General features: G+C 45.5%; 12 protein-coding genes. 10 read left to right on the top strand and 2 right to left on the bottom strand.

What is annotated here, in order from left to right; translation table 11 throughout:
• The first annotated feature begins 185 nt into the window (after nucleotides 1-185).
• From HMPREF3179_RS11275 to HMPREF3179_RS11245, 7 genes are all read left to right on the top strand, one after another.
• A complete protein-coding gene (locus tag HMPREF3179_RS11275) occupies nucleotides 186-470 on the top strand; it encodes a hypothetical protein (RefSeq protein WP_018025538.1) in 285 nt (94 codons plus the stop codon).
• Nucleotides 458-802, top strand: coding sequence for a type II toxin-antitoxin system RelE/ParE family toxin (locus tag HMPREF3179_RS11270; RefSeq protein WP_070471299.1), 345 nt, complete (start codon nucleotides 458-460; stop codon nucleotides 800-802). Before HMPREF3179_RS11275 ends, HMPREF3179_RS11270 begins: the two co-directional genes overlap by 13 nt.
• Nucleotides 803-1,029: 227 nt before the next feature.
• Nucleotides 1,030-2,259, top strand: a complete 1,230-nt coding sequence (locus tag HMPREF3179_RS11265; protein WP_070471297.1) for a nucleoside recognition domain-containing protein — start codon at nucleotides 1,030-1,032, stop codon at nucleotides 2,257-2,259.
• A gap of 134 nt (nucleotides 2,260-2,393) precedes the next feature.
• Nucleotides 2,394-2,831: a hypothetical protein gene (locus HMPREF3179_RS11260; protein WP_070471295.1), complete on the top strand. Its 438-nt coding sequence runs from the start codon at nucleotides 2,394-2,396 to the stop codon at nucleotides 2,829-2,831.
• A 233-nt stretch (nucleotides 2,832-3,064) separates the two neighbouring features.
• Nucleotides 3,065-4,381: an AAA family ATPase gene (locus HMPREF3179_RS11255; protein WP_070471293.1), complete on the top strand. Its 1,317-nt coding sequence runs from the start codon at nucleotides 3,065-3,067 to the stop codon at nucleotides 4,379-4,381.
• A complete protein-coding gene (locus HMPREF3179_RS11250; protein ID WP_070471291.1) occupies nucleotides 4,350-4,994 on the top strand; it encodes an RloB family protein in 645 nt (214 codons plus the stop codon). Before HMPREF3179_RS11255 ends, HMPREF3179_RS11250 begins: the two co-directional genes overlap by 32 nt.
• Before the next feature lie 75 nt (nucleotides 4,995-5,069).
• Nucleotides 5,070-6,314 (top strand): DUF445 domain-containing protein, encoded by a 1,245-nt coding sequence (locus HMPREF3179_RS11245; RefSeq protein WP_070471289.1) that lies wholly within the window; start codon nucleotides 5,070-5,072, stop codon nucleotides 6,312-6,314.
• 19 nt (nucleotides 6,315-6,333) lie between these two features.
• Here the strand turns inward: HMPREF3179_RS11245 and HMPREF3179_RS11240 are convergent, their stop codons facing one another.
• Nucleotides 6,334-6,768 carry a PaaI family thioesterase gene (locus HMPREF3179_RS11240; RefSeq protein WP_070471287.1) on the bottom strand — a complete coding sequence of 145 codons (435 nt, stop codon included), beginning with the start codon at nucleotides 6,766-6,768 and terminating at the stop codon, nucleotides 6,334-6,336.
• A gap of 225 nt (nucleotides 6,769-6,993) precedes the next feature.
• Here HMPREF3179_RS11240 and HMPREF3179_RS11235 point away from each other — a divergent pair, with 225 nt between their 5' ends.
• The 3 genes from HMPREF3179_RS11235 (at nucleotide 6,994) to HMPREF3179_RS11225 (ending at nucleotide 9,741) form a co-directional block, all read left to right on the top strand.
• Nucleotides 6,994-7,305, top strand: coding sequence for a DUF485 domain-containing protein (locus HMPREF3179_RS11235; RefSeq protein WP_018025531.1), 312 nt, complete (start codon nucleotides 6,994-6,996; stop codon nucleotides 7,303-7,305).
• Nucleotides 7,305-8,966 (top strand): cation/acetate symporter ActP, encoded by a 1,662-nt coding sequence (actP, locus tag HMPREF3179_RS11230; RefSeq protein ID WP_070471285.1) that lies wholly within the window; start codon nucleotides 7,305-7,307, stop codon nucleotides 8,964-8,966. The genes HMPREF3179_RS11235 and actP overlap by 1 nt, the downstream gene beginning before the upstream one ends.
• A 97-nt stretch (nucleotides 8,967-9,063) precedes the next feature.
• Nucleotides 9,064-9,741: a response regulator transcription factor gene (locus HMPREF3179_RS11225; RefSeq protein ID WP_070471283.1), complete on the top strand. Its 678-nt coding sequence runs from the start codon at nucleotides 9,064-9,066 to the stop codon at nucleotides 9,739-9,741.
• A gap of 21 nt (nucleotides 9,742-9,762) precedes the next feature.
• On the opposite strand, the gene HMPREF3179_RS11220 is transcribed toward HMPREF3179_RS11225, so the two are convergent.
• A complete protein-coding gene (locus HMPREF3179_RS11220) occupies nucleotides 9,763-13,236 on the bottom strand; it encodes a hybrid sensor histidine kinase/response regulator (protein WP_070471281.1) in 3,474 nt (1,157 codons plus the stop codon).
• Between the last annotated feature and the right edge of the window lie 48 nt (nucleotides 13,237-13,284).

The following is a 13,284-nucleotide window of genomic DNA, read 5'->3' as shown; positions in this document are numbered from 1 at the left end:
CATGCACGTATACCGCTCCAGCCATTATCCACTTTAAGATTGACAACCTCGTGCAAGAAGTGGCCGGAGGGTAACTATCACTACAACAATTTTATAATATTTAACCAGTTGGGCTAGGGATTTATAATGATTGATCTGGTAATACTTTTGTATTACTATAATGATATCTTCAGGAGGGATTTACTATGCGTTCTAATCAAGAAGTGACCAGCGTTAAACTTGGTTATCGTAAAGCGATTCTACAAGAATTAGCTGATGAACTAGGCGGTAGTGTTCATAGCCTCGTATTAGATGCTGTTGATAAGCACATTGAAGCATTGAAAGCAAAACAAGCTTATGATAGACGAGCTATGCAAGCTTATAAAGACTATCAAGAAACAGGCTTACATATTACACTTAACGAGTTTATCGATTGGGTGGATAGTCTTGAGATGGACGAGCCAAGGGATATGCCTCAATGCCACAAGTGAAGTTAGTTATTACACGGCTTGCTCAGTCTGACCTGACAAGGATTTATAGTTTTTTAAATGATTTAGGGGCAACTAAACAGGCTAATGCGGTGATGCAATTACTCAGAAGTTCCTTTTTAGCTACTCAAGATAATACGCATAATGGTAGAACTTATGATTTATCGGTAGATGGGGAGGTTTTGCGTCATGTTAGGGAGGTAATAGTTCCTTATGGCAAAAGTGGTTATAGCTATCTTTTTTGGCATGATGAAGCCAACAATCAAATAGTAGTATTAACAGTCAAGCATTTCCGTGAAAATGCTTATCGTTTAGCTTTGCTGACCTTTAGTTGAGTTCAACACTCAAAATAATTTATTCCCAGGCTCGGCCGTGGCATACGCTTTGACCGCTTATTCTACAGCGCTAATGCGTTATTTACCGCCTTGTCTGGCTATCTGTTTATCAAATACCTCCTGTTGTCTTATGACTGGCTTAGAGCTTTCAAGTTGTTTGACTAAGCTCTCTATTAACCCCTTCAAATCAGGCATAATAATAATAAAAAACAACTTAGGGGACGATGATGGCCTTAAATCTTATTTGGATGTTCTTCTTTTTTATCACCTTTGGTGTAGCCTTGATTAAATTAATCGGAGGCGATACGGAGATTTTCCAAACCATTGTAAATTCACTGTTTGACAGTTCCCAAACGGCTGCCTCCATTTCGCTTGGCCTTATCGGGATTATGGCCTTTGCCCTCGGCATCATGAAAATCGGTGAACGCGCTGGGGTGATTGATGTGCTATCGCGCTTAGTCAGTCCCTTTTTCCAGCATCTCTTTCCAGGCATTCCAAAAAACCACCCGGCCATGGGCTCGATATTGATGAATTTCTCTGCCAATGCCTTAGGTTTGGATAATGCGGCCACCCCACTCGGTCTGAAAGCGATGAAGGAGTTGAAAAGCTTAAATGACAAACCCGATACGGCGACTAATGCGCAGATTATGTTTATCACGCTTAACGCCTCCAGTTTGACCCTATTGCCGATTTCTATTTTGGCCTTACGTCAACAAGCTGGTGCAGCCTACCCCTCCGATGTTTTTTTGCCAATTTTAATTGCTACCTTTTTCTCCACCTTAACCGCTTTATTGGTGGTATCTTTTTATCAGAAAATCAATCTCTTAAATCGTACCGTCCTACTCTACTTAGGCGGTCTCACAGCAGTCGTGATTGGCACCCTGATTTATTTCACGACCCTAAGCCCCGAAGAGATTAATGTGATTTCTAAAGTCTTCGGCAACTTAGTCCTGTTTGGCATCTTTACCTCCTTTATCTTTATGGCGTTTATCAAGAAAATTAATGCCTACGAAGCCTTTATTGAGGGAGCTAAAGAGGGCTTTGAGGTAGCGGTAAAAATCATCCCTTATCTGGTCGCTATTTTAGTGGCAGTGGCGGTGTTCAGAAGCTCCGGCAGCATGGACTATATCGTCAATGGTGTGCGCTATCTTGTGGAGGCCATGGGTTTTGACAGTCGCTTTGTCGAAGCCTTACCCGTCGCCTTGATGAAGCCACTGAGCGGTTCGGGCGCACGCGGCCTAATGGTTGAGCTGATGAATGCACGCGGTGTGGATGAGTTTGCTGCCAGAGCGGCTGCCATTATTCAAGGCTCAACTGAAACCACCTTTTATGTGTTAGCGGTATACTTCGGCTCGGTCGCCGTTAAAAACACTCGCCATGCTCTGCCTTGCGCACTTTTGGCAGAACTCGCTGGTGTCATTGCCGCCATTACCATGACCTATCTGTTTTTCGGCTAAGACCAAGCAAATCGGTGAGTACTAGACTCACCGATTGTTTACATCCAGCAACGTTTAAGATCAGCTACTCACCTTCCAACCACGGTTCACTCAGTACAATAGCTTTTAATCTGTATTTTTTCAAGGAGTGACAGATGCAAGCTAAAGGACTCAATCAAGCCCAAATTCAACGTATGTTATTGACTAGCGCACTGAGTTTCGGCTTAGCCTTAGGTAGTTACAGCCTCAGCCACGCAGAGATCAGAAAAGCCAGCAATGAGCATCAGATCAGCTATCAAACGGGTGGTATCGGTCAAGAGGAGTTAGATCTGCTGCGTCAGAATGCGGCTGATTATAACGCCCAGTTCAGCTTTGCCAATGCGGCTGATCGTGCCTATTTAAACAATCTGCAGGTACAGCTTTTCAACGCCCAAAAAGAAATGGTGTTTACCGATAATCAGGTCGGCCCCCTACTCTATTTACAACTCAGTCCAGGTAGCTATGAGCTAAAAGCCAGTAGCAATGAGATAAGCAAAACACAAAAATTCACGATCAAAGAGGGTGCTGTATATAGTAGCGTATTAACCTGGTAACTTAGCATGGAGGGCGACTTACTTAGCCACACCCAGTCTTTATGAGTACTCAAGCCACTGCGTGATCATTGAATAGCACGCCGCTCGCTGACAAAGACCCATCAGGAGTAAACAATATAAAATTGTGGACATTTTTGGCATAATCTGTCAAAAACAAACTAAATTCGTGTTAATTTATAAAAACACATAAAATCTTTAATATCTATCATTTCACACGAGTTTAGGAGATACCAATGTTATTAGAGTTCTCCGTTGCCAACTGCTACTCATACGCCAGCATACAAAAATTGAGTATGATCGCAGCTGCAGGCACTGAACATGAAGAGCATAACGTAGCTTCTATCGAATTAGCATCACAGCAAGCATACCGTGTTTTAAAATCGGCCATCATCTATGGCGCTAATGCCAGTGGTAAATCCAATTTACTTAAGGCGTTAAAATTAATGAAAACATTAGTTTTAGCTTCAGCTAATGCTCAATTAGATGATCCTTTAGGCATCACTCCGTTTAAATTAAACGAGGACTTAAGTCATAGCCCCTCGGAATTTGAAGTGGACTTTATTGCTGAGGGCGTAAGATATCAATATGGTTTTAGTGCAGACAATTCGCAAATTTATGATGAGTGGCTCTATGCCTACCCAAAGCGTCAGGCGCAATTATGGTTTATGCGTGTTTGGGATGAGCGTAAGCAGCAGCATGACTGGAAGTACGGCGCTAACTTTAAAGGGACCAAGGCTATCTGGCAACGTTCAACGAGGAAAAACGCCCTTTTTCTTTCCACGGCGATACAACTTAATAATAAGCAATTGCAGCCCGTATTTTACTGGTTCAAAAACGTCTTGCAGTTTATTGGCATAACAGCGATTTCGCCTTTTTATACCGCAGAATATATTCACAAAAACCCAAATAATAAACCTCAGGCGTTACGCTTCATAAAAAGAGCAGATCTTGATATTCACGACATCATCATTGATGAGGCTGATTTTGAGGAGCCCTTAGCTAGCAATATGCCTGCCGAGCTAAAAAAACTGATCCTGTTAAATCAGACTAAAGAAGACAAGGCATTCACTATACATACGATACGTCTGACGGCTCAAGGCAAATTTGTGCCTTTTGATTTTAGTGAGGAGTCTGCAGGCACACAAAAACTTTTTCAACTCCTTGCACCATGGATGATTGCGCTAAAAGAAGGCTTAGTATTATTGGTGGATGAGCTGGATAATAGTTTGCATACGCAGCTTGTAGAATTATTGATCAAGCAGTTTCACAGCCCTCAGACTAATGCTAAAAATGCGCAACTGATTTTCACAAGCCAAAATACCAATCATTTGAATCAACGAATTTTTCGACGCGATCAAATTTGGTTTTGTGAGCGAGACTATGCACATGGTACAGAGCTCTATCCTCTCACTGATTTTACTGTACGTAAAGAGCGAGAAAATATTGAGCAAGCGTATTTAAGCGGGCGTTATGGTGGAGTCCCTTTTATAACAGAATCGCAGCTATGGGAGGAAAGCGATGAATTCAAAGAAAATAGTGAGGCACACTAGGCGAGCCAAAAATAGTTTTACACAGAGAAAGGCCAGACGACAAGCTTATGACAAAATTTTGATTGTGGGTGAGGGAAAAAGTGAACGATTTTACTTCAATGACGCACGAAATTTTCATCAGCTCAACACGGTGACAGTCCAAAGCCTAGGTAAAGATCCAATGAGGCTTGTACAGTCTGCCATAAAGGAATATGAGCAATCAGAACTCATAGGTGACGCCTATGATATGGTGTACTGTGTTTTTGATAAAGACCAACACGTAGAATACAAAGAGGCGATTGCCGAGCTCAATCGACAGCAGCCTATTGGTAAATGGCATGCCATTACCTCGGTGCCATGTTTTGAGTATTGGCTATTACTGCATTTCAAGTATACGACACAGCCTTTTAATAATTGCGCAAGTGTAATTCAACAACTTACTGGCTTTTTGCCAAGCTATAGCAAAGGTCTTGATGGTCTCTACCATAAGTTATCAGACAAGATGGATAAAGCCATAGCAAATGCCCAAAAGGCAACTATAGAAGCTCGAAACAATCGAACCGATAACCCTAGCACCCTGGTTTATCAAGTGGTGAAACACCTGCAGAAGATTGAAAAACAAACGCTTCATTAAAGGATACAGTATATAGTAGCGTATTAACCTGGTAACTTAGCATGGCGGGCGACTTACTTAGCCACACCAGTCTTTATGAGTACTCAAACCGACAAAGAACGTCAATTACGCCTGTATAAAGCCCGCGCCACCGCACTCTTGCTGTTGATGGCTGGGATCTTTATTATCACTACCATCTATCATACAGCCGACTCACCGAGCTGGTTGGGCTACCTACGTGCCTTTGCTGAGGCGGCAACGGTTGGCGCACTGGCTGACTGGTATGCCGTGACCGCTATTTTTCACCATCCCTTAGGCCTGAAAATACCGCACACCAACATTATCCGTAAGAAAAAGCAGCAAATCGGCGATAATTTAGGCGAATTTATGGTGGATAAGTTTTTAAGCGATGACAATGTCCGCCCTTATATTCAAAAGCTACAATTCTCAACATTGATCACCACCTGGCTAAGCAAAAAGTCCTCACAGGATGTACTCGTCACTGAAAGCGCCAGCTTGATCCTAGATAGCATTCAAACCATGGACGAGCGTGCGGTGGTCGCTTTTATCAAGCAACAAAGCAAGGCCTTGACTGATGGGATAGCACTGCATCAATTACTTGCCAGTAGCATTGATTTCCTCATCGATAAGCATTGGCATCATGCGCTGATACAGATCATTTCACGAGAAATCAGAAACTATATTGTGTTTAATCACAAAAGCATCTACCAAATGGTGCAGGATAAAAGCCATACCCTGGTACCTAAAGCCATTGACCGCAAAATCGCTAAAGAAATTACCCTAGCCTTAATCACCTATTTACTGGAACTAGAAAATGATCCTAAGCATCCCGCTTATAAAACCATTCCTCAGAAACTGTTAGCGTTAAAACAGGAGCTCCTCACCAATAAGGAATGGCAGCAACAACTGCAGCTTTTTAAAGATGAATGGATGCATGACGATAAATTAGAACGCATGGCCTATCAGCTTTGGTACCACCTCAAACATTCGGCCGTGCTGGTGGCCGAGGATGATGCAAGTGCCTTGCATCAACAATTAAGAAGACAAATCAAGAAGCTCGTCGCCGAGCTTCAACAAAACTCAGCATGGCAACAAAGACTCGACCCTTGGCTGCAAAAAAAAGCCTACCGCTATTTTCGTAAAAACCGCCATCTTATTGCCCGCTTTATCAGTACGACCGTAGGTCAATGGGATGCGGAAAAACTAAATCGTACCCTCGAACTTGAGGTAGCAAAGGATCTACAATGGATCCGTATTAATGGCACCATCGTTGGTGGCTTGGTAGGACTGCTGCTGCATGCGCTATCTACTTGGCTCTAGCACACAGATTGCGCACGCCCTAATTGCTAAGCGGAATGGCATAGGTCCCCACCACATGACACACCGCTTTATCCTCCTCACCCTCAGAGTAAATATAAACTTCACCCACGGCCAAGCTGCGACCGACTTTTAATAAATTACACTCGGCAATTAAATGCTTATCCGCACTCGGCTTTCTTAAAAAAGAAACATTTAAATTCGTTGTTACGGCTAAGGGCACAATCCCTATCTCACCCAAAATAGCAATATACAAAGTGACATCTGCCAAGCCCATCATACAAGGGCCGGAGACCGTACCGCCGGGTCTAAGATCGGCCTCGGTCACAATATGTCGCACCCTCGCTGCACCTTCACCCACCGCTAACACATCGACCGGCATTTGTGGAAAATCTTTTTCTAAAAAAGCCACAATCTCATCTAAGCTCGCTTTGTTAACCACCCTCTGATTACTCATCTTTTACCCCTATAGTATTAACCCTGTTAATGCTTGCCAGCCCGATATATAAAGACGCTGAAGCCCATATAGTAATACCCTAATACCAAAGTCTTGTATATAAAATTTATCACTAAACGTATATTAAATTGAGTGCTCATAAAGCGCCGGCTATTGCTATGGCAGTAGTTCAACCATCAATTAAATACACAAATCACAACAATAACTATTACCCGGGAGACAATTATGACGACTTCTAGCGACCATGTCGCCAAGCTGATAGCCAGTCCTAAGTATCAGGAATTGGTCCAAAAACGGAATCGTATTAATAATACCTTCTTTTTGATCATGCTATTGGTATACGCCGGTTTTATCTTTTTGGTTGCCTTTGCCCCAGGCTTGATGGAACAGCCTATCGGTAATATGACCATGAGTATCGGTGTTGCTTTAGGTACTTTAGTACTGATCAGTGCCAGTATTATGATCATTGTTTATACCATTGTTTGTAATAAAACCATTGACCCGCTACTTGCCGAAGTCCTTAAGGAGGTTCAATAATGTCTAGATTATTCGCTACACTCTTACTTATGGCAGGTTCAAGTTCCATTGCAAGCGCCGCCACAGCCGGTCCGAGTAAACCGGCCATTATTATGTTCTTAGTGTTTATTGCGGGTACCATGGGCATTACCTATTGGGCAGCCCGCAAAACACAGTCCACGTCCGACTTCTACACTGCCGGCGGTGGCATTTCGGGTTTCCAAAATGGTCTAGCCATTGCCGGTGACTACTTATCTGCCGCATCCTTCCTAGGAATTGCCGGTATGGTCTATGTCAGTGGTTTTGACGGTGTGGTTTATGCGATTGGCTTTATGTTTGGTTGGCCTACCGTGATGTTCTTAATTGCTGAACGGTTGCGCAACCTAGGTCGTTACAACTTCGCCGACGTGACTGCTTTCCGCTTAAAGCAAACCCAGATGCGTACCCTTGCTGCGAGTGCTTCACTGTTAATTATCTGCCTTTACTTGATTGCGCAGATGGTAGGTGCCGGCAAGCTAATCGTTTTACTTTTCGGCATTAACTACAAATTAGCGGTCGTGATTGTAGGTGCCTTGATGATGGTGTATGTTGCTTTTGGCGGCATGACAGCAACCACTTGGGTACAAATCATTAAAGCGGTCCTCATGCTTTTCGGTGCGAGCTTAATGACTTTCTTAGTCTTAAAAGCCTTTAATTTCAACATTGATACGATGCTTGAAAAAGCGGTAGAAATTCACCGTGATGGACGTCATATTTTAGCACCGGGTGAGAGCTTAATTTCAAACCCGATTAACGCCTTATCGCTGGGCTTGGCCTTAGCGTTAGGTACGGCGGGTCTACCGCACATTTTAATGCGCTTCTTTACCGTGGCTAACGCTCAAGAAGCTCGTAAGTCCGTGATTTGGGCCAGTAGCTTTATCGGTTACTTCTACTTGCTAACCTTTATTATCGGCTTCGGTGCGATCTGGTTACTCAGCCAAAATCCTGAGCTATTTAATCGCGGTCCTGATGGCAGCTTCGATTTGATTCGTGACCTTATTGGTGGCACCAATATGGTGGCGGTTCACTTAGCCAGTGCGGTTGGTGGTGAGTTATTACTGGGCTTCTTAGCAGCGGTGACCTTTGCCACCATTGTTGCAGTCGTGGCCGGTTTATCTCTTGCCGGTGCGGCTGCGATTTCACATGACTTATACGATAATGTGATCGCCAAAGGCAATGTGACCGAAGAGCAAAAAATGCGTATTTCTCGTATTTCCACGGTTGCTTTAGGTGTGTTGGCCATTCTGTTAGGGATTATTTTTGAGAACCAAAACGTTGCCTTCATGGTAGGTTTAGCTTTCGCTATTGCTGCAAGCTCTAACTTCCCAGTGTTGGTATTGTCCATCTCTTGGCGTGGTTGTACCACCCGTGGTGCCACCCTCGGTGGTTTCATCGGCTTAATTACCGCCACCGTTTGGGTTGTATTAAGTAAAACCGTGTGGGTTGATGTGTTTGGCTTTGCTGAGCCTATCACCCCATTCCCTAACCCCGGTATTCTTTCCATCCCATTAGCCTTTATCTCCATCTGGTTCTTCTCTATCACGGATAAGAGCGCAGATGCGGCCAAAGAGAAGGCAGCCTTCGATGCACTTAACGTACGTTCACAAACTGGTCTCGGTATCAGCAAAGCTGAAGTGCACTAAGTTTAACGGCATCAAAGCGCACATTTGATTACAGAAATGTGCATATAATAAAGGGAGTCTGTGAATAGACTCCCTTTATTGCGTTTTGGAGCGGTTGATGAATGAACTACTGATAGCGGATGACCATCCTTTATTCCGTGAAGCCTTGCGGGGCTTGATTTCCAAGCATTACCCTGGTGCCAAGATTTACGAAGCGGAAAATGCCGATTCGGTATTTTCCTTGGTTGATGATCATGCCGATGCGGACTTACTGCTATTAGACTTAAATATGCCGGGCGCAGAGGGCTATAGCTCATTAGTTTTTTTACGGGCACAACACCCTCAATTACCTATTGCTATTATCTCCGCTCACGAAGATCCGATGCTGATGCGTCGCGCCATCGATCACGGTGCCATGGGCTATATCCCGAAATCAGCCGATATCGAAACGCTCTGCCAAGCCATCGATCATATACTCACGGGTGAGGTCTGGCTGCCTTCTAATGTACAACAAGCACCCGCCGTCACGCTCAAAGAAAAGGAGGCGGCACAGCGCGTAAGTGAGCTGACACCGCAGCAATTCCGCGTCTTGCAGATGGTGACTCGTGGTCGCCTCAACAAGCAAATCGCCTATGATTTGGGTGTTTCTGAAACCACTATCAAAACCCATATGACGGCCATTTTACGCAAACTCGGTGTGAGCAATCGCACCCAAGCGGTATTGCTCGCCTATGAACTCGATCTACAAAGTAAAACAGAGGCTGACTTGCGGGAGTTTCTGGGCGAGCAACCCTAGCACTCGCCCCCTGAGATTGAATTAGGAGGATTTTGGATTCCCACTGTCAAATTTTGGCTTAATGCTCTCATACTGGGCGGTTAAAAAGGCCCTCAGGCGAGCCGGCTTTAAGGGCTTTGTCAGTACTAAATAACCTCGCTGGCGAGCTTTTTGGCGCAGCTCATCACTGCCATCTGCCGTCAATAAGGCGCCATGTAAATAGCGTGCATTTTCACGCAACGCATCCAAACTATCTAAACCGTCCAAGCGATCATGCAAATGATAATCCGCTAACAGCACATGCGGTTTTTGCTCCATTTTGTTGAGCGCCTCATCAATGGTGGTGGCAGCAATCACCTCAACCCCCCATTGTCCTAGCAATATCGTCATGCCACTGATAATTTCCACATCATTATCTAAGCAGAGTACACGTAAACCGGCTAAGGGCAGATCGTCTGGCACCGTTTCAATCCTATTTGGCTTAATCGCTTCTGCGGCCGTGGCCATGGGTACTCGCACACTAAACATACTGCCTTTACTCACTTCCGACCGTACCGCCAGCTGATGCCCCAACAGCACAGAAATACGCTGACAAATCGATAAGCCCAAACCTAAACCCCGTTCGCCCCAATCAAAACTCTGCTCATAGCGCTGAAACTCATCAAATATATGCGCTAAATGATTGCTTGGAATGCCTTGGCCGCTATCCCACACCTGAAACTCGACTTCATCGCCACGCACTCGTCCGCCCAAAATAATGCGCCCCTCTCGGGTATAACGAAAGGCATTTGCCAACAGGTTTTGCAGAATACGCCGTAATAAACGCATATCGCTACGCACATAAACTGGTCGCATAAACACTTGAAAACGTAGGTTTCTACGCTTAGCTGAGGGAGCATACTGCTGGTATAAATCATCTAGTAAAGCCTTAGCATTAAACACCTGTATCTCAGGCTGCAAACCACCGCTGTCTAGCTTGGATAGATCTAATAAGCCCTCCAACAGCTCCTCTGCCGCCCGTAGCGAGGTATCCACCCGTTCCGCCAAATGTCGCATCTGCTCGACACTATCGGTGCCGTCATGTAAGGCGGATGCAAAAAGCCTAGCCGCATTAATCGGCTGTAACACATCATGACTCACTGCGGTTAGGAAATAGCTGCGTGATTGTTGTGCCCGCTCCGCTTCCTCCGTCCGCTCAGCAACCCGTTGCTCCAACGTGACATTCATCTCTGTTAATTCCTGTTCGACCCGTTTAAACTCTGTCACATCGGTATAACTGGTAACATAACCACCACCGGGCAAGGGTCGACCGCGTAGCTCAATCACCTGCCCCTCACCAATCAAGCGCTGCGCCGAATAAGAGCTTCCCTCAAGCATATAGCCCAACCGTCGCTCAATCAATTCGGTTAAATTTTCCCCGTCAAGCATGCGCAAACGCCCACGCTTGGCATTGAACTCCATAATTTCGGATACCGGCTGCCCAACTCTCAACAAATGTTGTGGAATATCCAAGAACTCCTCATAGCGCTGATTCCACGCCACTAAGCACATATTCGCATCCACCACACTGATACCCTGCTCCAAATTCTCCAGGGTAGACAACAACACATCGCGATTAAAGCTCATTTCCTGGCGCGCTTCATCCAGCACGGAAACAATGGCATCCACCTCCACCCCCGAACCACGTAAGGCACTATTTAACACTAAGCGTGCGGAAGCAGCACCGACGACAGCAGCTAACATCAGCTCAGCAAATTGAATCCACTCGGCATCGGCCCGTAGATCCTTGCTCAGCTCTAACCCTCTTTCTCGCGCCTGCATTTCAAAAGCCCAACCGGCCTTAGCCTCACCCACAATACGACCACTAATCACCAACAAGTCCTGCACCAAAAGGTTACTCGGCACATTCATCGACTCTAGCCGACGATACTTAGCGAAAGGGTCCAGAAACGGACGAGCACGTAGTCTTTCACCTAAGCTAGGTCCTTTAATTAAAGAAAAGAGTAGGAAAAAAGCGATATTAAATAATAATGACCAAAAGGTGCCATGGGTTAAGGGATCCATGCCACTGATACCGAAAAGCTGATGTGGCCTTAACCAGTGAATGCCGAAAGGTCCTTGCTCTACCCACTCATAGGAGAACCACTCAGACTCGGCTAGCGACGGTAACAATAGGGTATAAGCCCACAGCAAGGAGCCTGCCACCAAGCCTGCTTCAACCCCACGGCGACTCGCCCCCAGCCAGCTTAAGCCACCAATCAGACCTGGCGCAAATTGCACCACCGCCGCAAAAGCCATTAGGCCATAGGCTGATAATGCGATTTCCGAACCCGTGCCGACATAATAGCCATAGGCTGCCATCACTAAGACAAAAACCGAACCGCGCCTCATCCATAATAACGATTTGGAATAATCACCATGACCACCATCAGCCCAACCACGTCGCAACAAGAAAGGCATGATCAAATCATTACTGACCATCGTCGCCAAGGCCACACTGGTCACAATCATCATGCCGGTAGCTGCCGAAAAACCGCCAATATAGGCTAATAAAGCGAGTATGGTTTGCTCCTTATGCAGTGGCAACACCAACACATAACTATCAACCGCCTCCGCACCCGTTTGTTCGAATACATTGAGAGACACGATGGCAATCGGTATCACCATCAGCGCAATCAATATCAGATACAGTGAAAACATCCAACGTGCGTACTTAATATCCCGCACATCGCCGCATTCCACAATGGTCACATGGAACTGGCGTGGCAAACAAACCACCGCTGCAAAGGCTAATAAGGTCTGCCCGACAAAACTCATGGAGCTGGTATGTTGCGTCAAGGTTTCAAGGGCACCAACGGCATTTAGATCCTCCGCATGAACCCACAAAAAGGCAAAAATCCCCACGGCAATTAAGGCCACGAGCTTGATCAATGACTCAAAGGCAATCGCTAGCATCAAACCGGGGCGGTGCTCCGTTGCATCCGCTTGACGAGTACCAAAGACAATCACGAAAAGCGCCATGAGCGCAGCCACATAAAGCGCCGGATCCCCAAAAAAGCTCGTCGAAATCTCCTGCCCAATAAACACCCCAATACTCATCGTCACCGCCTTAAACTGTAAAGCCAGATAAGGCACCACGGCAATCAGCGCAACAATGGTCACTAAACCCGCCAGGCGCTGAGAGCGTTCATAGCGACTGGCCATAAAGTCGGAGATAGAAACAATGCGTTGACTTTGTGCCACCAAGGCCATACGCTCTAAAAACAGCCCAAAAAACACAAATAACAACAGCGGACCTAAATAAATCGGTAAATAGCCCCAACCGAAGCGTACCGCACTCCCCACCGCACCGTAGAAGGTCCATGACGAACAATAAACCGCTAAGGATAAACCATAAACAGCCGGTCTTAACCAAAGACGCTTTTCATATAATGGATAGCGATCGCCAATCCAGGCAATGCCGAATAAGGTGGCCAAATAAATAAATGAGGCCAATATAACGTATGTTGGTGACATCTGCTCCTCTCACCCTCCTACTTTAGTAGCGCCACACCATTTCTTGCT

Source organism: Oligella sp. HMSC09E12, from assembly GCF_001808505.1.
GTDB classification, from domain to species: domain Bacteria; phylum Pseudomonadota; class Gammaproteobacteria; order Burkholderiales; family Burkholderiaceae_B; genus Oligella; species Oligella urethralis.
This window is presented reverse-complemented; position numbering and strand designations above follow the sequence as displayed.

Bases quoted from the DNA above. Each gene is read 5' to 3' on its own strand.
- HMPREF3179_RS11275 (WP_018025538.1), top strand. From the start codon at position 186: ATGCGTTCTAATCAAGAAGTGACCAGCGTTAAACTTGGTTATCGTAAA.
- HMPREF3179_RS11260 (WP_070471295.1), top strand. From the start codon at position 2,394: ATGCAAGCTAAAGGACTCAATCAAGCCCAAATTCAACGTATGTTATTG.
- HMPREF3179_RS11220 (WP_070471281.1), bottom strand. From the start codon at position 13,236: ATGTCACCAACATACGTTATATTGGCCTCATTTATTTATTTGGCCACC.
- HMPREF3179_RS11270 (WP_070471299.1), top strand. From the start codon at position 458: ATGCCACAAGTGAAGTTAGTTATTACACGGCTTGCTCAGTCTGACCTG.
- HMPREF3179_RS11225 (WP_070471283.1), top strand. From the start codon at position 9,064: ATGAATGAACTACTGATAGCGGATGACCATCCTTTATTCCGTGAAGCC.
- HMPREF3179_RS11250 (WP_070471291.1), top strand. From the start codon at position 4,350: ATGAATTCAAAGAAAATAGTGAGGCACACTAGGCGAGCCAAAAATAGT.
- actP (WP_070471285.1), top strand. From the start codon at position 7,305: ATGTCTAGATTATTCGCTACACTCTTACTTATGGCAGGTTCAAGTTCC.
- HMPREF3179_RS11240 (WP_070471287.1), bottom strand. From the start codon at position 6,768: ATGAGTAATCAGAGGGTGGTTAACAAAGCGAGCTTAGATGAGATTGTG.
- HMPREF3179_RS11255 (WP_070471293.1), top strand. From the start codon at position 3,065: ATGTTATTAGAGTTCTCCGTTGCCAACTGCTACTCATACGCCAGCATA.
- HMPREF3179_RS11235 (WP_018025531.1), top strand. From the start codon at position 6,994: ATGACGACTTCTAGCGACCATGTCGCCAAGCTGATAGCCAGTCCTAAG.
- HMPREF3179_RS11245 (WP_070471289.1), top strand. From the start codon at position 5,070: ATGAGTACTCAAACCGACAAAGAACGTCAATTACGCCTGTATAAAGCC.
- HMPREF3179_RS11265 (WP_070471297.1), top strand. From the start codon at position 1,030: ATGGCCTTAAATCTTATTTGGATGTTCTTCTTTTTTATCACCTTTGGT.